Below are 17,936 nucleotides of genomic sequence, written 5' to 3'. Positions count from 1 at the left end.
TTTCTGCCCGGCACCGCGAGGAACAGATCAGCGCGGGCGCATCTGCTTGTGGGTTTCTATCAGTTGCGGTACCACGCCTGGGTCAGCCAGCGTCGAGATATCACCCAGGGCATCATATTCGTCTGCGGCGATCTTGCGCAGGATGCGTCGCATGATCTTGCCCGAGCGCGTCTTGGGTAAGCCCGGGGCCCACTGGATAACGTCCGGCACTGCGATCGGCCCGATCTCTTTACGTACCCAATGCTGCAATTCCTGACGCAGCTGATCGGACGGCTCCTGGCCTGACACCAACGTCACGTACACATAGATGCCCTGCCCCTTGAGCGGATGCGGTACACCGACTGCCGCCGCTTCGGCCACTTTGCGGTGCGCCACCATGGCGCTTTCGATTTCCGCCGTACCCATGCGATGGCCGGAAACGTTCAGCACGTCGTCTACCCGACCGGTGATCCAGTAATAGCCGTCCTCGTCACGGCGCGCACCGTCACCGGTGAAATACATGCCGCGGAACGTCTTGAAGTAGGTATCGACGAAGCGGTCGTGGTCCCGATAGATGCTACGCATCTGTCCCGGCCATGAATCGAGAATCACCAGATTGCCCTCGGTGGCGCCTTCGAGCAGGTTGCCGAGATTGTCCACCAGCCCCGGCACCACACCAAAGAACGGCCGTGTCGCGGAGCCCGGCTTCAATGCGGTAGCACCAGGCAATGGGCTGATGAGGACACCGCCGGTTTCGGTCTGCCACCAGGTGTCGACGATTGGGCAACGCGACTTGCCCACCGTCTCGTAATACCAGTGCCAGGCTTCGGGGTTGATCGGCTCGCCCACCGAGCCAAGCAACCGCAGGCTCGAACCATCGGCACCTTCCATCGCTGCGTTGCCTTCGGCCATCATCGAGCGGATCGCCGTGGGCGCGGTATAAAGGATATTGACCTTGTGCTTATCGATGATCTTGCCGATCCGCGTTACATCGGGATAGTTCGGCACGCCCTCGAACATCAGCGTGGTCGCACCATTGGCCAGCGGCCCGTAAAGGATATAGCTGTGGCCGGTAATCCAGCCGACATCGGCGGTACACCAGTAGACCTCACCGGGCCGGTAATCGAAGACCCGCTCATGAGTGAGCGCGGCGTAGAGCAAATAGCCGCCCGTAGTGTGCATCACGCCCTTGGGCTTGCCGGTGGAGCCGGAGGTATACAGGATGAACAGCGGCTCCTCTGCACCCATCTCCTTCGGCGCGCATACATCGCCTGCCACGCGCATGAGATCGTCGTACCAAATGTCGCGATGCTGGTTCCATTTGATCTCGCCACCAGTGCGGCGCACGACGATGATCTTTTGCACACAACGGGTTTGTGGGTTGGTTAACGCCTCGTCGACGTTGGACTTCAGCGGTATTTTCTTGCCGCCGCGCAGCCCCTCATCGGCCGTAATAACTACCTTGGAACTGCCGTCGATGATCCGCCCGGCCAAGGCTTCCGGCGAGAAACCACCGAACACCACCGAATGAATCGCGCCGATGCGCGCGCATGCCAACATCGCAACCGCCACCTCGGGAATCATCGGCATGTAGATGGTCACTACATCGCCCCGGTGCACATCCTGCCCGCGTAACGCGTTGGCGAACTTGCTGACCTCGTGATGCAGCTCGCGATAGGTGATCGATCGATGCTCGGACGGATCATCCCCTTCCCAGATGATCGCGATCTCGTCGCCACGCGTTTCGAGATGGCGATCGAGGCAATTCGCCGAAACGTTCAGGGTGCCATCGGCGAACCACTTGATATCCACGTGATGGTCGTCGAAGGACGTCTGCTTGACGCGCGAGAAAGGCTTGATCCAGTCCAAGCGCTGCGCCTGCTCGCGCCAGAAGCCGTCAGGATTGACCACCGACTGTTGATACATCGATTTGTAGGCGGCCTCGTCGGTCAGCGACCGAGCCGCGACTTCCGGTTTCACGGGGTACAGGGACGTAGCGCTCATGGGCAATACCTCACTCGTCGGTCTTGTTATCGTTTCGAATCCTGTCTCACAGGCGAACCATACGAATCAAACCAGGCGCCTGCAAACCTCACGTTCGAGCTACGTGGGGTCTAAGCGTTCCGTTGGCTTGCGAACCTCCGGCAAACGCTTTTCTCGGTAGAGCATAGACGCTTCGGCCAGGACGCACTTCGCAGCCCGACGTGGTCATACGAGCGTCAGGGCCAACGCCCTCCGCGCCAGGGATTCGAGATGACAAATCCAGCCAACGTGTTCTTTCGTATCGTCAAACGCCTCAGCGAAAGCATCGCCTTGTATCCGGTCCTTATCGCCAGCGCTTATGTTCTGGTAGCGGCTCTGGTACTTGCATTCGAGTCGACCCGGATTGCCGAAACGCTACGCGACGACCTGCCGCCTGGCCTGATCGATGCCGACAACAGCGCGAAATCCTCGGGACGCTGATCACCGGCATCATCTCGCTCACCGTGTTCAGCTTTTCGATGGTGATGGTTGTGCTCAACGGCGCCGCCGCGCGCCTGTCACCGCGTGTACTGCCGGGGCTGATCAGCGATAGGCGCAATCAAGTGATTCTTGGCATCTATCTGGGCAGCACGCTCTATTTCCTGCTGATGATCGGTACCCTGGACAAGAACGATCCGGCCAGCATTCCCACGCTCGGACTGCCACTTGCATTGATGTTCGGCATGGCCTGCATGGCGCTGTTCGTGGTGTTTATCCGCTCGGTTTCGCAATCGATTCAGGTCGATTGGATCGTCAGTCAGCTTTACTGCGACGCATTGGCCAATCTGGAAAAGCGTAAACGACGCCTCGCCGACATCGTCGAGATTCCCGATACCACGGGTTGGTGGTGCCTGCCCGCACGCCAACCCGGCTATTTACGCGAAGTAAACGAACGGCGCCTGGGCAAAATACTGAGCAAACGCGACTTGGTCGCCATGATCCAGGTGGAGCCGGGTTTCTTTCTTGTCGTAGGCCATCCGCTGATCACATTCAACGAGCCACTCAGCGACGAGGAAGCAACCGAAGTGCTGGACTGCTTCAACTTTCACAACAACGAGTTTGCCGGCGCCAACGTCTCCTACGGCATGCGGCAGATCGCGGAGATTGCGGTCAAGGCGATAAGCCCGGCGATCAACGACCCAGGCACGGCGATGCGTGCGGTTAATCTAATAGGCGTACTACTGAAGCGGCTCAGCGGCGTGCTGCCTTACGACATCGGCTGTTTCGACAATGGCCGGCCGCGCCTCTTTTACCCGCAGCTGGGCATGCAGCGCATGCTCCAAGCCGTAATAGCCCCGATCCGCGTCTACGGTAGCCATGATCCGCAGGTGCTGATCACGCTATTGCAGTGCTTGAAGAATGCCCTGCACGACCACCCGAACGCGGAGCAGCTGGCGGCGCTTCACGATGAAATCCATGCCTTGCGAGATGAAGCCGATGCGAAAGTCGAGAACCTGCGCGATCGGCACGCAGTGAATGGTGTGCTCGAGCGGCTGAATAAACTCCACGGCGAAAATCCCGTGGTAGCGCTTCTACCAATCGACAGAGAACGCCAACCACATCCGGAGCTGAGCGTGACCTAGCCAGTGACAGGTGCTATCAGGCAGCGATGGGTTTCACCTGCGCGGCCCGACCCATCCCTATGCCTGCCCGGCCGCTCCGTAGGATGGGATTACTGCCCCTGATTCGCCGCTTCGGCGGCTTGGATCAGATCGGCGCCGATTTCATTTTCGTACTTCTTCCAGGCCGGACGAACCGCGTCGCGCCAGGCGTTGCGCTGTTCTTCGGTCAGCACCAGGATTTCGCTCTTGCCGGTGTCGACGATGTTCTGCTTGGCTTTTTCATTCAGTGCTTCGGCCTGGCGATTCACCTCGGCGGTAACCTCCTCGATGATGTCTTCGAGCTCCGTCCGCACCGGAGCCGGCAGGCCGTTCCAGAACTGGGTGTTGGTGATCAGCAGGTAGTTGCCGATGCCGTGGTTGGACTCGGTCATGTACGGCTGCACTTCGTAGTACTTCTGGCTATATATGTTCGACCAGGGGTTGTCCTGAGCATTGACTACGCCGGTCTGCAAACCCTGGTAGATCTCGGCGAAAGCCATCTTGCGCGGCACGGCGCGCAACGCGGTGTACTGAGCGGCCTGTAGATCCGACGGCTGCACACGGAACTTGAGCCCACGAGCGTCGGCCGGCTCGCGCAACGGCTTGTTGGCGGTGAACTGGCGCATGCCGTTGAGCCAGTAGGCCAGGCCAGTGATGCCCTTGTCCTCCATAGACTTGAGCATGGCCTTGCCTTTGTCCGATTGCTGGAAGCGCTGCGCGGCGGCCACGTCATCGAAGAGGAACATCAGATCGAACAGCTGTAACTGCTTGGTGTATTGCTCGAGTTTCGATGGCGCCGGGGCGAGCATCTGTACCTGATTCAGCAGCAGAGCCTCCATTTCCTTGCCATCGCCATACAGCGACGAGTTGGCGTAAACCTCGACCTTGACCTGATCCGGCAGGCGCTCCTCGACGAGCTTTTGAAACATCAACGCTCCCTGCCCCTTGGGCGTGCTGTCCGCGGTGATGTGAGAGAACTTGATCAGGATAGGTGCGCTTGTCTCCGATTCGGCCTGAGCACTGAATACGGTGACTAGTGCCGAAACGGCGAGCAGACGGGTGATACCACGGGTGAGTCGTGTCATGGGGAAGCTCCGTTTTGTAGTTGTGTGAGCCATGCAGCTGACTGGACTCTAGCCGGCGTCGTTTCCCACTGACATTCATATTTGAGCAAGCGAGGCTTCGCTGCTCGCGAAGGCCGGGACGAAACCACGCCGTATACAGCCTGTTTTCAGCGATTGCCTTCGCGAGTCGTGAGGTGCTCCAGCAACTGCCGCGCCGTGATCGAAAGGCTTTCAACGCTACGCACACCAATCTTCAATTCGCGTCGTGCCCAGGGATCGGTCAGCGGAATGATCGCCACATCCAGCGCCGGCAAATAATTGCGCACCACCTGTTCGGGCAGCACACCGATGCCCATACCGGTGTGAATCATCCGGCAGATCGCCTCGAAGCTGCGCACCTGAATGCGCAGCCGCAACGGCATGCCCATCTGCTGGGCTGACTGCTGCAGTAGCGCATGCAGCGAAGCATCCTGCTGCAGGCCGATGAAATCGAAACCGGCTGCATCGCGCAGAGCGATGCCTTCCAGCGTCGCCAAGGGATGCTTGCGCGGCGTAACCAGTACCAGCCGGTCCTCGCGGTAGCCGAACACCTGAAGATCTTCGACCGGCATGTGGCCAGCGAAGATGCCGATATCCGTCAGTCCTTCGCGTAGGGCACGCAAGGTGTCATTGCTGACGCGCTCTTCCAGATCGATTTTTACTTCGGGATGCAAACGAGCGAAGGCACTCAAATCCTCGGGCAGGAATTCGATCACCGCCGAGGTGTTGGCATGGATCCGAACATGCCCTTTCACGCCCTGGCTGAATTCACTGAGATCAGCATCCATCTGTTGCAATCCGTCGAGCAGGTTGCGCGCATGGTGCAGCAATGCGTGGCCGGCGGGCGTCAGTTCCACGCCCTTGGGTTGGCGATATAACAGGCTCACGCCGAGCTGGCCCTCTATGTCGCTGATGCGCTTGCTGACAGCCGCGAGCGCCAGGTGCTCGCGTTCGGCGGCTCGGGTAAGGCTGCGCTCGTCGGCGATGGCTACAAAAAGGCGCAAGGTAACGAAATCGACACGCCGCATGGTTGGTTCTCGTATTCGCAAGTGACGAAGCGCCAACGATAAACCGGCCCGTTCAGAAAGGCATCCGTTAACAGCCTTCGCATTCCACGAAACCATCCTTGGCTATTCGGCAATTGTCCGCCGACCGGCTCTCAGTCATTCTTCGTCCATGAATCGACCCGGCACAGGTGTGGGATGAACGACACGAATGTAAACAGCTTGCCGCTGCAGGGCCTCAAGGTCATCGAGATGGGCCAGCTGATCGCAGGCCCGTTCGCCAGCAAAATGCTCGGTGAGTTCGGCGCCGAGGTGATCAAGATCGAGCCGCCTGTTGTTGGCGATCCACTGCGCAAGTGGCGCAAGCTCAAGGACGGCACCTCGCTCTGGTGGCATGTGCAGTCGCGTAATAAGCAGTCGGTGACTCTCGACCTGAAGGCCGCCGAAGGTCAGGAAATCGTTCGCCAGCTGGTCGCTGAAGCGGACGTGTTGGTCGAAAACTTTCGACCCGGCACGCTCGAAGGCTGGGGCCTTGGCTGGGACGAACTGGCCAAACTCAATCCGCGGCTGATCATGCTGCGCATCTCCGGCTACGGTCAAACCGGCCCCTACCGCGACCTGCCCGGCTTCGGCGTGATCGGCGAGGCCATGGGCGGGCTACGACACCTGTCCGGCTATCCCGGTCAGCCGCCGGTACGTGTGGGCGTGAGCATCGGCGACTCGCTGTCCTCGCTCTACGGCGTAATCGGTGTGCTGCTCGCCCTGCAGGAGCGCAACCGCAGCGGTAAGGGCCAGGAAATCGATGTTGCACTGTACGAATCGGTATTCGCCATGATGGAAAGCCTGGTGCCCGAGTACGACGCCTTCGGCTATATCCGCGAGCCAGCCGGCAGCGCCCTGCCCGGCATCACGCCCTCCAATTCCTACCTGTGCAACGACGGCGCGTACGTACTGATCGCCGGTAATGGCGACAGCATCTACAAGCGCCTGATGACACTGATGGGCCGTCCGGATCTAGCCGACGACCCGCGCTTTGCCCACAACGACGGTCGCGCCCAGCATGCCGAACTGATCGATGCCGCCATTGGTGAGTGGACCGCGCAGCATAGTCGCGACGAAGTTATCGAGGCGCTCAAAGGCGCACGCGTCCCGGCCGGCTATCCCTACACCGCCGCCGATATCGTCAAGGACCCGCATTACCTGGCGCGGCAGATGATCGAGCAAGTCCAGACCTTCGCCGGGCCGCTCAAAGTACCAGGCGTGCTACCCAAACTCAGCCGCACACCGGGCCGCATCGGAACCGGCGGCCCACAACTGGGCGAGCACACCGAAGATGTACTGGCCGGGCTCGGCCTGACCGACGAGCAGGTCCAGGGGCTGCGTGAGCGCGGGATCGTCTGATGTAGCTGTTCGCGAGCAAGCTCGCTCCTACGGGAGCAACGCACCCGCCCTGCTGTAGGAGCGAGCTTGCTTCGAAACCGTCCCCACTAATTGTAGGGTGGGCTTTAGCCCACCATCCGTGCGTTGCCCAGCGGGCACTTTATTGTCCCCACGCGACGAATCGGAACGATCAAAGCCATGAACGACCTGTAGGAGCCAGCTTGCTGGCGAATGGGACCGCAAAGATTCGCGAACAAACTCGCTGCTCCGCGCTTATCGATGTTTCCGACGCTCTGCGTGGGGGACCATCAAAGAAATCGCTCGCCACCAACGGAGACATCATGACAAAACGCCTCTACATCCAGGACGTCGCGACCCGCGATGGCTTTCAGATCGAGCCGAACTTCATCCCAACCGAAGACAAAATCGCCCTGATCGATCGCCTCTCCGAAACCGGGCTGGCGAAGATCGAAGTCACCTCCTTCACCTCGCCTAAAGCCATCCCCAACCTGCGCGACGCCGAAGAGGTAATGCGCGGTATCCGCCGAGTGCCGGGCGTCGAATACACCGTACTGGTACCCAACGTGAAAGGCTGTGAACGCGCCGTCGCATGCGAGGTGGATGAGATCAATCTGGTCATGTCCGCCAGCGACACGCACGGCATGGCCAACCTGCGGATGACACCGGAGCAATCGCTAGTACAGTTCCAAGAAATCATTGAAGTCACCCGGGGCAGCGGCGTTTTCATCAATGCATCGCTGTCCACCACCTTCGGTTGCCCGTTCGAAGGCGAGATCCCCGAGCCCCGCGTGTACGAGCTGATGCAACGCCTGCTGGATATCGGTGTGCAGGGCATCACCCTCTGCGACACCACCGGTATGGCCGACCCAGCACAGGTCGAGCGCATCTGTCGCAAAGTCTTGAGCAACTGGCCCGAAGCAGTGTTCACCGCGCACTTCCACAACACTCGCGGAATGGGCTTGGCAAACGCGCTGGCCGCGCTGAATGCGGGCATCGACCGCTTCGACGCCTCGCTCGGCGGCCTTGGAGGCTGCCCCTACGCCCCCGGCGCCAGCGGCAACATCTGCACCGAGGACTTGGTACACATGTTTCAGCGCATGGGTATGGACACCGGTGTCGATCTGGACAAACTGCTGCAGTGCGCTGCCAGCCTGCCAGAGCTGGTCGGCCATGATGTGCCAGGAGCCATGCTCAAAGCTGGCAAAGCGGACCGCCGTTATCCGAAGCCAGAGTGGATGCAGCAAGCAGCTGCCCCCAATAGGCCCTGCCGACAATGACGTTGTAGCATAGGCCCAAACGAACCTAGGGCTCCACGAATGGACAACATTGACATGCGCTGGCAGTAACGCCTAGCCAACTTCCGCAAGGCTCTGCTGCAGCTCGATGAAGCGATGGAACTCATGCAGCAACGAGAACTATCGAAACTGGAAAAACAAGGCGCTATCCAAGGCTTCGAATACTGCTATGAGCTGGGCTGGAACACACTGAAGGACTTTCTTGTCTGGCAAGGAATCGATGGCATCGTTGGCTCACGCGATACCATTCGAGAAGTGTTCAGCAAGGGCTGATCACTGACGGTCATGCCTGGATGCAAATGCTCACAGACCGCAACCGTACATGTCATACATACAACGAGGAAACGGCCGAGGCGATTTTGAGGAATATCGAGTTGCAACACCAACCGCTACTAAAGGCGTTAGAGCAAACGATGACCAGCCGGGTAGAGTCAACCCTATGATGCTGGAGCACTCGGGACTATCCAACGGGGATGTTCAATCGATCAGGAGAACGCTTCGCCATTTTCCCAAAATTAGCGAAGCAATCCTCTACGGCTCCCGCGCCAAAGGAAGCTACCGGCCCGGTTCAGACATAGACTTGACCCTGATAGGCGATGAGCTCTCATACCAGGAGCTGCTCGACATCGAGCTGGCATTGGATGACCTGCTTCTACCCTACAATTGATCTATCCCTACATCACCAGCTCGACAATCCGCAGCTGATCGATCACATCGCCCGAGTCGGAAAATCGCTGTACAAAGCAGAGAACTGAAAAGAACCCTTCAAAAGCAAAAGCTGAGTACATGCCAAAGCCTCACACCGACCACTTTCGTGGGAAGCGCGCGCCCCGGCGAACAGCACCAACACCGAATCCCAACCAGCCCCCTTACTCAGCCGGCCCAACCCTTCGCTGCTGATAGATCAGATCGACAATCTCCCCTTCCGGTACATACCCGCTCACTACTTCCCGCAGCAGTACCCGGACTTGTGGGTAATCGTCCTGCTCAACTGCCTTAAGCAGCTTCGCCAACACACCGCGAAGAACATCCCAAGTGAAGTATTCCTCATCGGCCCGCATGATCATTGGATGTTCAGTAGGGCTCACGTTATCGCCGATCAGCAGCTCTTCGTAGAGCTTTTCACCTGGGCGCAATCCGGTGAACTCGATCTCGATATCACCGTGGGGGCATTTCTCCGATCGGATGCTCAAGCCCGATAGGCGGATCAGCTTCTCAGCCAGCTGAGCAATCAGCACCGGCTGCCCCATGTCCAGCACGAACACATCCCCACCCTGCCCCATGGAACCCGCCTGGATCACCAGTTGAGCGGCTTCCGGTATCGTCATGAAGTAGCGTGTAATCTTGGGATGGGTAACCGTTACAGGGCCACCAGCACGGATCTGCTCGTAAAACCTCGGGATTACCGAACCAGACGAGCCCAGGACATTACCAAAGCGAACCATAGTGAAACGGGTCTTGTTGACGTGGTGTATCCCTTCTTCACCAGCGAAAAGAACCGGTGCGGTCTCACGACTCAGTGCCTGTAAGATCATTTCGGCCACACGCTTAGTACTGCCCATTACGTTGGTGGGCCGAACCGCCTTATCAGTCGAAATAAGCACGAAGTTCGAGACGCCAGTCTGAATCGCCGCCTGCGCCGTATATGTCGTTCCAAACGTATTGTTCAGCACCCCTTCCGCAATGTTGTGCTCGACCATCGGGACATGTTTATAAGCAGCAGCGTGGTAAACGGAATCAACCCTCCATGTGCGCATGACATCAACCATGCGAACGCAGTTTCGGATCGAGCCGAGAATTGGTACCAGCCGCACCGGTAGGGATTCACGCTCGACCCTATTCTCCAGCTCACTATGAATACGGTATAGATTGAACTCGCAGTGTTCGAAAAGCAGCAACGTTCTTGGTTTGGTGGTAATGATCTGACGACATAGCTCACTGCCGATCGAGCCCCCAGCGCCAGTTACCATAACAACCTGATCGCGAATGCAGCGCTCGAATAGCTCCTGGCGCGCAGGCACCGCATCACGCCCGAGCAAGTCCGCGATATCGACTTCCTGGATATCTTCGACCTTCACTCGACCACTCGCCAAATCCATGACAGCCGGCACGCTTCGAACGTGGAGCGGATACGGTTCCAAGCTTTCCAACACCTCACGCCTTCTAGCACGAGACGCAGAGGGAATCGCCAGGAGAATTTGCTGAGCAGCTGTCTCGTTGATCAGTTGCTGAATGTGCCTTGGCTTATAGACTCGAAGTCCCGAAATGGTTCGGTTTGCGATGTTCGGATCATCATCGATGAACGCAACCGGGCGCATAGTCCGGCCCATTCGCAAAGCCGCAACCAGTTGATTGCCTGCCGCGCCTGCCCCGTAGATAGCCACCCGGGTCAGACCAGCGTCCGGTCGTTTGAAACTTAGGGTTTGTCCTGCCGCAAACCAGTGCCCCATAAAATATTGCCGCATGACCAGTCGCAGCCCGCCAATCAGTAGAAGGCTCAGCCACCAATAGTTCAAGACCAGGGAACGAGGAATGACCTTGGGTGCGCCCTGATACCAATACACGATCAGCGAAAGCATCAAGGCCGAGAGCGTTACTGCCTTGGCAATTGCGATCAGCGCATCATTGCCGAAATAGCGCATTACCGCCCGATACATACCGATACGAATGAATAACGGAATTGCAATCACCGGGGCGACAGCGAACAGCCAAGCATGCACGCCGAATGGATCGATAGTCTTCGCGTCACCCAAGCGGACCACGAACGCTAGCCACAGAGCAGCCCACACCAGCACGACATCCGTCGAAACCTGGATAAGCCTTTTATATCGTCGGGGCAACCTCACGAGGCGCCCACGCAGCTCCTCGGCCAATCTCAACACAGCATCACCTCAATTTTTATTATCTGCAAAACGCGACCCACAAGAAGCAGAGCTATTTAAAGCTCTATCAGCCAGCGTTGGACAGCAGATTTTCAGGCTGACCGGCTTTGAGTCTTACAACAGCCCAAACCAGCGGAGCATAGGCGATCGCCAGCCCCACCGTCCCATCCAGCCAATTCAACCCTACTGCCAGTGCGATGGGAAACAACCAAAGAACATTCACAGCCAGAACACCAAGGGTAACCGGCAAGTGTGCGCCCAAGCGCCGTGAAGCGATCTGATAGGCGTGGCTGCGATGCGCCTCATATACTTTGACACCACGTAACAAACGCCGGATCAGCGTCCAGGTCGCATCCACGATAAAGACTCCGAGTAGGATCAACCAGCACCACAGCAGTTGCGGTGCTAACCAGCCAGCCTGGATCGAAAGCGCGCCTATCGTGACACCGAGAAATCCACTACCTGCATCCCCCATGAATATTCGGGCCGGAGGTAAATTCCACATTAGAAAGCCCGCAACCGCCGCAGCCAGTAAAACAGGCACAAGCATATCGACTGAATAGCCCAGAAAAGCATATATCGCCGCTGCACCCAGACATACGGTCAGCGCCTCGATACTCGCTATGCCGTCTACTCCATCCATGAAGTTGTAAAGATTGAGTTGCCAGACGAGCCAGATCGCCGCAAGCGCATGTCCCGACCAGCCCAGATCCAGAGCCAACCCGAACAACTCCAACGGCGGGAGCCCACCTAACCAGAACAACACCCAAACTGCCGCCATGAAATGTCCGAGCAGCCGCCACCGCGCCGGAATATGACCGTGGTCATCAAGGAACCCGATCACCGCGACACCACAGCCGGCACCCCATAAGCCCCACATCACAGCCCAAGGAATCAGCGCCAACCAAGCGAGAACCGGCAAAGCGGCCAAGACACTAGTGACTATCGCCACTCCGCCGCCACGCGGTGTCGGCATCGTGTGAGAACTACGGAAATTGGGTATATCGATGAGGTCACGATGCAACGCATAGCGCCTCAGCACCCAAGTCAACAGAAACGACGCGCTGAACAACAGCGGCAACAACCAGAACACCGCATCCATTATCAACTCCTAGCCTTTCAGCGCCCCACGCGAGTGATAGGCCTGCACGTCGCTCGTATGGGGATTCTATGTTCACCGCGAGCAGTTCGGCGTTTTCGTTTTTGCAGGAGCCAGCTTGCTGGCGAACAGCAACTATTCTGCGGTTAGGGATCGCCCGTGGGCTGGCTTCTACAAAGCAAAAGTGAAGCCCCCGCACCGGATCGCTTCGGTGGGAGGCGCGCCCCGCGGCGAACTGGGCCAACTCCGAGGCAAAACCGCATCGCCCCGGCGCCGCCTTAAAATCAAAACCAGCTCCAGCCTCACGCCCGATAGGCCCTAGCGGAATGCTCCGCCACAAACGCAGCAGCCGTCGAAGCAAGTGCACTGCCTACGCTTACCGGCGGCACCCACCCCAGCAGCAGTCTGGACTTTTCAATATCCACCTGCAGCGAACCACATATACGCTGCATCACAGCACGCTTGCCCAGCAGAGCCCCAGCTCCGACCAGAAGAGAAGAACGGACCGGGACCAACCGCGCCGGCTTGCCAAGCGCCTCCGCTAAGCGGTGCAGTAGTTCGGTAGTCGACAGATCCTCTCCATCATTGACCAAAAATGCCTGCCCAGCAGCGTTGGGGTGGTCCAAGCAGACCATTAGAAAATCAACCAGATTATCCAGCGAGACGAGGCTGCGACGGTTCCGTATGGCTCCAAGCGGAAGCGGAATGCCTCGACTCAACCATTTCATCATGCTGTTGAAATTCGCTTTGACACCTGGCCCGTACACGAGGGGCGGCCGAACGATGACCACCTCCAATCCGGTCTCCGTCGCGAGTGCCATTAACGCCCTCTCGGCTTCCATTTTGGATATTGCATAAGGGTCAGCCGGGGAAAGCGGAGTATCTGCAGTAAATGGATTACCGCAAGGCGTCGCCTCGCCATGCACTTTTATCGAACTGAGGAATACAAAGCGTCTGACGCCAGATCGAACTGCAGCGCGGGCCAGTTTCAGCGTGCCATCGAGATTGACGGCTCGGAAGGCAGCTATCGGATCAGCAGTGGTCTCATGCATCACATGAACCCGCGCGGCGCAGTGAACCACCACGTCCACACCTTCGAACAACCTTGGCGGTGGTTCGGCATCTGCCAGATCCCCAAGCTCGACCCATTGTGTGACACCATCAGGCAGCGCACCAAATGTTCCGGCTACCGGGAGCGGAAGCCTTCTAACTGCCGCAACAGTGAAATATCCTGTCTGCGATGCCAGCTGTTGCACTAGCGCCCGTCCTACAAAGCCGCCTGCGCCTGTAACGAGTACACGCATCAACTAACGTCCTCGACGAGCGCCAACACATCCTCAGCCATGGATCGCATAATCCGGCTTCGAGCATAACGCTCGACAAACTCAGGGCGCGGCACCTGCTCAAGACGCAATCGCTCCAAAGCTTCAACCGCGTCATCGATATCGCAAGGGCTAAACAGCGTCGCGTTGGAAATCTCGCTTTTTATAAATCCAGCAGCGTAGCCCCTCACCCCGGCCCATATAGGCTTGCCGGTTGCCGCGTATTCGAACAGCTTGGATGGTAACACCCTGCGAAATGCGTTGAAGTCATTCAGGTGAAGAAACAGAACATCAGCCTGGTGATACATCGCCAGCAGCTGTTCTCGGGCAACCGGTGCTATTAATTCCACGTTATCCAACGCACCGGACGCAACGGCCTCTCGCAGAGCTTCCAGACGCCCACCGGCACCCACGATACGAAACTGCACCCGGCCCCTGAGGCGCCGGGCAAGCGCTGGAATGATGAGATGCAGGCCTTGTCCGTCACCAACATTGCCAGCGTATAAAACTCGCAGCGGCTGATCACCACTAACATGCTCATAGCCGCTTAGCGGGAAGTCGATAAAATCCTTGTCCACCCCATTTGAATGCAGCGAAAACTGCTGCTTGGCGTACCTCGGCTGGAAATAACCCAAGAATCCAGCCGTCACCAGATTCACTTTATCCGCACGGCGAATCGCCCAGCGCTCAAGCACACCAAATGCCACCATTAACGGATTGGAAACGAGCGGCGAGAACAACTCGCCCAAGTTTTCGACGAATATGTCGCGGATATCGAGATATAACCGGCCCCGCTGCCGGTAAGCGATCCACGCACCCAGTACCGCTGTCATCAACCGTGATGAGGTTGCTACCACCACGTCATAGCGCCCCTCACCGGCAAAGCGCGAGGCCTGATAGGTGAACGAAGCGAACGCCTTTGCCTGATCCACAAAACCGCTCTTATGCACCGGCAACTGGACGCGTCGGATGCGTACGCAACCTTGTTCCTCGACCGCTAGCGCTTCGCTGACGTGGGCGTGGGCGTGGGCGTGGTAGCGGTTGGGTTGCGTGGTCAGCACGTCAATATCTACCTCACCGGCGGCCTGCTCACAAAGCGCATCAACCAATGCCTTGGCGCGAAAAGAGCCAGCGGAGAGATCAGGAGGATAGAAAAAGCTAAGCAGCAGGATTCGTTTACGCATCAAGGAGCACAGATCAGGTCGAGGCGCGATTGGACAACACCCGCTCGTACAATGCGAGCAGTTCATGCTCCTGGCTTTCCCAGTTAAGAACGCTTGCCGCTTTCCGCGACTGGGCCGCGTAGTACTGGCGCTTGCCCTCATCATCCACCAGGTCGCGTAAGGCCGCAGCCAGCGCCACGCTATCGCCTTCAGGCACGAGCACACCCAGGTCGTGCTCTCTTACAACACGCCGTATCTCAGGCAGATCGGACGCAACGACCGGCAGGCCCGCCTGAACGTACTCGAACAGTTTGTTGGAGTCGGTCGTGTAGTGATTGAGGCAGGTGTTCTCGATGGGCTGAACGCCGATGTCTGCCGAAGCCGTATAGCTTGGTAACTCGGCTAAAGCCACAGTCGGGATGAACCGAACCCGCTGCTCCAACTGCAGCTCTTCAACAATGCGGCGCAAACTGCCATCGAGCCTCCCGCCGCCAATGAACACAAAGTATGCATCCGGAACATCCGCGGCGACGCGAGCAAGACGCTCCAGACCTCTACCCTGCTGCACACCACCCTGATAGAGAATGATTGGCCAGCGCTGCTCTAGCTCAAGTTCCGTACGAATCCGATCGGACCGTATCGCCTGCTGCTCCCTCGGCCGATTCTGCAGCACTACCGGCCGCGAGACGCCATAAGCGCGCGCGAAATACTTGGCCCGTGCCTCGGTAGTAGTAATGGTGCCTTGCACACGCGGCATCAAGGTACGCTCGATCCAACCCACCAGCTTGCGTACCCTGGAATATCCCTCGCGGCTGGTGCTTATTTCGTGGGCGTCGTACACCACCTGAGCGCCCGACAGCTTCGCAGCGAGCCAAGCCGTGGGCAGGGTATTAACATCATGAGCATGGACAACATCCGCACGCTGTTTGGCAATCATCCAGAGCAACGTCAGGTGAGCCCAAACGCGGCTCAAAACCAGCATGGCCAAGCCGATCGCGCCCCGCTGCGCCGGCGCGATCACCTTGGCTGTACCTCCTCCTGATGCGTGAATCCGCCAGAGCGGGTGCCGAGGTACACGGATAACTGCAACACCGTTGGAAACCCGCTCCCGTAATGGGGTTAAACCAGGACTATGCACAGCGAAAACGGCGACGAAATGCCCCGCCGCTGTAAGGCTCTCCGCCTCTTTCAGAACCCGTGCATCGTTCCGGAAGTCATTCCATACCACCATGGCTATATCAGCCACATCGCCTCCAATCTTCCGCAACGTAAATAGAACAGCCAGCGCGAAAGGGTACCCCAGGCGCCGCACAACGAATGAGATAAAAGCCGGAATTCACGCTTGCAGCCGAAATAATATAGGCGACATCAGCAGGTAAGCGTCGCCGTAGCGTCCCCTTTGGATACGCACTTCTAGCTCAGTGAACAGTGCAGACAATTGAACTTGAGAAACAGTCACAGATTTACAATCTGGCCGCTTAAGCTGCACTCGACCCAACAGGTCTTCAACATCCGGCTCCCTATCGTCTGCGTAAGGCCATCGCGAACCAAGCGGCTCGAGATCCCAGCGTGACCAGTGGGACAAAAAATACCGCCCGTCCGGCCCCTTCCAGAGCATCCCCGGCCGTATATCAGGAAGACTCAGGGCCAATGGGAGAGCTTTCAACTCCTTCTCGATGACCGGAAGAGCATCTATCAAGCGCTCAACCAACGCCCCATCCACCTTGGCGTCCAGCAGGTACTGGACACGCAGAATCATGCTGTCATCCAAACGCTGCCAAACAAGTGGACGAGTCCTGATGTAAGCAGCAGACAAGCCCTCAGATGGCATGCATTCCGACAAGCTGGCACGAAAATCAGGTAGTACCCTGGATGTCTCCGCTTTTCCGCATGGGGAATAACCAGTCGCGTCGAAAACGTGGCATTGCAATTCTTCAACAACCGTTACAGACATAAGTGGAAGAGTCGGTAGCCTGTGCTCCCCTGTGAGCAGCGTCGCTTCATGCTTGGCCCACGCATTTCTGTTAGCGTTGAACAGCTTGATTAGAAATGCCTTTTCGAAACGTTCGGCCTGCCCGGAAACCAGAAAACAGTACACATCGGGCACTCCGATATCGCACCACTCCATACAAATATTCTGAACCGGGTGGCCTGCAACTTCCTGAAGCAACTCCCGTAGCCAAGCTTGTCGAGCGTTTGGCTCCAACAGGCTCCACATGCCTTTCTGTTCGCTCTTTATCGGCGGATGAAATACTTGGCCGTGGAAAAACAACGCGGACAACTGCGCTTTTTGACTGTACAGACCATGAATATCTCCTATCACCCCGGACGCTCGCCCGTACAGCTGCCTAGCTAAAATAAGCGACACAACGGATGTCAATAATCCAGGCGCTGCGCCAAACAGATGATCGAATACGATAAAGCCGAATGCGACCAGAAAACCAACACTGCCAATTACCTTGGGCAGTGTGCCCAATGAGCGAGCAAATCTCTCTGCTAAAGACGAGAAAATCGATAAAAAAACGACGACCGATACAAAACCAAGCGTCATATATAAAACAATAACCACAGCCAGCTTGAAATAGAAAAACAACATCCCTACAAGGCAGATAGACACAAAGCAAACACCGGCGAGGCTCTGCGTATACCGTTGATATCCCTTGGAGGCAATCTCGTCTTGGTTGTCAAATAGAGCCATCTTCTTGCTTTTCAAAAGCAAGCGCTTGCTCGCTGCTACTGCGCTGATTTCAACCAGCTTTCCGGAAAGTAGGTGCAGTAAATAGAAAAGCACAGACGCTGCACTTAAAGTAACTATAAGCCAATCCCGCCCCCACTCCCGCAGAAAAGCAGGGAAATAGCCTGGTACGTGATCGCTCCCCAGCAACAGCACCACCTTGAGTGGTAATAAAAAACCGACAAGAAGAAATAACTGAGCTAAAACAGTTGCGGCGATGGAGCCCAAAGTAAAGCCAGGCACCACTCTAAACAGCTTACCGCCGAGAGATACCGACCAGCGAACTGCCCGCGCAACACCGTATAAAACGTTAAGCTTCATAATAAAGCCA

At 57.5% G+C, this 17,936-nt stretch carries 14 protein-coding genes and 1 pseudogene; 6 read left to right on the top strand and 9 right to left on the bottom strand.

All coding sequences use genetic code 11. The features are described from left to right. Positions 1-27 precede the first annotated feature (27 nt). Entirely contained in the window at positions 28-1,983 is a 1,956-nt protein-coding gene (acs, locus tag D7241_RS04130; RefSeq protein ID WP_408100415.1) for an acetate--CoA ligase, read from the bottom strand. Between the two features lie 249 nt (positions 1,984-2,232). Here acs and D7241_RS04125 point away from each other — a divergent pair, with 249 nt between their 5' ends. Then, positions 2,233-2,442: a hypothetical protein gene (locus tag D7241_RS04125; RefSeq protein ID WP_408100414.1), complete on the top strand. Its 210-nt coding sequence runs from the start codon at positions 2,233-2,235 to the stop codon at positions 2,440-2,442. 23 nt (positions 2,443-2,465) lie between these two features. Further along, positions 2,466-3,584, top strand: coding sequence for a DUF2254 domain-containing protein (locus D7241_RS04120; protein WP_408100413.1), 1,119 nt, complete (start codon positions 2,466-2,468; stop codon positions 3,582-3,584). Positions 3,585-3,673: 89 nt separating this feature from the next. Here D7241_RS04120 and D7241_RS04115 read toward each other — a convergent pair whose 3' ends face one another. Then, positions 3,674-4,687, bottom strand: a complete 1,014-nt coding sequence (locus D7241_RS04115) for a TRAP transporter substrate-binding protein (RefSeq protein ID WP_408100412.1) — start codon at positions 4,685-4,687, stop codon at positions 3,674-3,676. Positions 4,688-4,833: 146 nt separating this feature from the next. Then, positions 4,834-5,733: a LysR family transcriptional regulator gene (locus D7241_RS04110; RefSeq protein WP_408100411.1), complete on the bottom strand. Its 900-nt coding sequence runs from the start codon at positions 5,731-5,733 to the stop codon at positions 4,834-4,836. Positions 5,734-5,907: 174 nt separating this feature from the next. On the opposite strand from D7241_RS04110, the gene D7241_RS04105 reads away from it, so the two are divergent. The 4 genes and pseudogenes from D7241_RS04105 to D7241_RS04090 all read left to right on the top strand — a co-directional run bounded on the left by D7241_RS04105 (position 5,908) and on the right by D7241_RS04090 (position 9,072). Further along, the gene (locus tag D7241_RS04105; RefSeq protein ID WP_408100410.1) at positions 5,908-7,110 is read left to right on the top strand and encodes a CaiB/BaiF CoA transferase family protein; all 1,203 of its coding nucleotides are present in this window, start codon (positions 5,908-5,910) and stop codon (positions 7,108-7,110) included. Between the two features lie 320 nt (positions 7,111-7,430). Then, positions 7,431-8,387, top strand: a complete 957-nt coding sequence (locus tag D7241_RS04100) for a hydroxymethylglutaryl-CoA lyase (RefSeq protein WP_408100409.1) — start codon at positions 7,431-7,433, stop codon at positions 8,385-8,387. A gap of 114 nt (positions 8,388-8,501) precedes the next feature. Beyond that, positions 8,502-8,848: pseudogene (locus D7241_RS04095) on the top strand (nucleotidyltransferase substrate binding protein). After that, positions 8,845-9,072: a nucleotidyltransferase domain-containing protein gene (locus tag D7241_RS04090; protein WP_408100408.1), complete on the top strand. Its 228-nt coding sequence runs from the start codon at positions 8,845-8,847 to the stop codon at positions 9,070-9,072. Before D7241_RS04095 ends, D7241_RS04090 begins: the two are co-directional and overlap by 4 nt. Positions 9,073-9,274: 202 nt before the next feature. Here D7241_RS04090 and D7241_RS04085 read toward each other — a convergent pair whose 3' ends face one another. The 6 genes from D7241_RS04085 to D7241_RS04060 form a co-directional block, all read right to left on the bottom strand. Then, positions 9,275-11,287, bottom strand: coding sequence for a polysaccharide biosynthesis protein (locus D7241_RS04085; protein WP_408100407.1), 2,013 nt, complete (start codon positions 11,285-11,287; stop codon positions 9,275-9,277). 67 nt (positions 11,288-11,354) lie between these two features. After that, entirely contained in the window at positions 11,355-12,389 is a 1,035-nt protein-coding gene (locus D7241_RS04080; protein WP_408100406.1) for an MraY family glycosyltransferase, read from the bottom strand. A 299-nt stretch (positions 12,390-12,688) separates the two neighbouring features. Continuing rightward, positions 12,689-13,690 (bottom strand): UDP-glucose 4-epimerase family protein, encoded by a 1,002-nt coding sequence (locus D7241_RS04075; RefSeq protein ID WP_408100405.1) that lies wholly within the window; start codon positions 13,688-13,690, stop codon positions 12,689-12,691. Next, positions 13,690-14,892, bottom strand: coding sequence for a glycosyltransferase family 4 protein (locus D7241_RS04070; RefSeq protein ID WP_408100404.1), 1,203 nt, complete (start codon positions 14,890-14,892; stop codon positions 13,690-13,692). Before D7241_RS04070 ends, D7241_RS04075 begins: the two co-directional genes overlap by 1 nt. A gap of 13 nt (positions 14,893-14,905) precedes the next feature. Continuing rightward, on the bottom strand, positions 14,906-16,102 hold the full coding sequence (locus tag D7241_RS04065; protein WP_408101185.1) for a glycosyltransferase family 4 protein: 1,197 nt from the start codon (positions 16,100-16,102) through the stop codon (positions 14,906-14,908). Between the two features lie 105 nt (positions 16,103-16,207). After that, positions 16,208-17,926, bottom strand: a complete 1,719-nt coding sequence (locus D7241_RS04060) for a hypothetical protein (protein WP_408100403.1) — start codon at positions 17,924-17,926, stop codon at positions 16,208-16,210. Positions 17,927-17,936 lie beyond the last annotated feature (10 nt).

Origin of the sequence: Stutzerimonas sp. VN223-3 (assembly GCF_045999685.1) — a bacterium.
Classification (GTDB): domain Bacteria; phylum Pseudomonadota; class Gammaproteobacteria; order Pseudomonadales; family Pseudomonadaceae; genus Stutzerimonas; species Stutzerimonas stutzeri_AR.
The sequence above is the reverse complement of the archived record's forward strand: the minus strand, read 5'-3'. Positions and strand labels throughout refer to the sequence as shown.

Excerpts from the sequence above, each read along its gene's own strand:
- D7241_RS04110 (WP_408100411.1), bottom strand. The coding sequence starts at position 5,733 with ATGCGGCGTGTCGATTTCGTTACCTTGCGCCTTTTTGTAGCCATCGCC.
- D7241_RS04075 (WP_408100405.1), bottom strand. The coding sequence starts at position 13,690 with ATGCGTGTACTCGTTACAGGCGCAGGCGGCTTTGTAGGACGGGCGCTA.
- D7241_RS04090 (WP_408100408.1), top strand. The coding sequence starts at position 8,845 with ATGATGCTGGAGCACTCGGGACTATCCAACGGGGATGTTCAATCGATC.
- acs (WP_408100415.1), bottom strand. The coding sequence starts at position 1,983 with ATGAGCGCTACGTCCCTGTACCCCGTGAAACCGGAAGTCGCGGCTCGG.
- D7241_RS04060 (WP_408100403.1), bottom strand. The coding sequence starts at position 17,926 with ATGAAGCTTAACGTTTTATACGGTGTTGCGCGGGCAGTTCGCTGGTCG.
- D7241_RS04070 (WP_408100404.1), bottom strand. The coding sequence starts at position 14,892 with ATGCGTAAACGAATCCTGCTGCTTAGCTTTTTCTATCCTCCTGATCTC.
- D7241_RS04100 (WP_408100409.1), top strand. The coding sequence starts at position 7,431 with ATGACAAAACGCCTCTACATCCAGGACGTCGCGACCCGCGATGGCTTT.
- D7241_RS04125 (WP_408100414.1), top strand. The coding sequence starts at position 2,233 with ATGACAAATCCAGCCAACGTGTTCTTTCGTATCGTCAAACGCCTCAGC.
- D7241_RS04115 (WP_408100412.1), bottom strand. The coding sequence starts at position 4,687 with ATGACACGACTCACCCGTGGTATCACCCGTCTGCTCGCCGTTTCGGCA.
- D7241_RS04080 (WP_408100406.1), bottom strand. The coding sequence starts at position 12,389 with ATGGATGCGGTGTTCTGGTTGTTGCCGCTGTTGTTCAGCGCGTCGTTT.
- D7241_RS04065 (WP_408101185.1), bottom strand. The coding sequence starts at position 16,102 with ATGGTGGTATGGAATGACTTCCGGAACGATGCACGGGTTCTGAAAGAG.
- D7241_RS04105 (WP_408100410.1), top strand. The coding sequence starts at position 5,908 with ATGAACGACACGAATGTAAACAGCTTGCCGCTGCAGGGCCTCAAGGTC.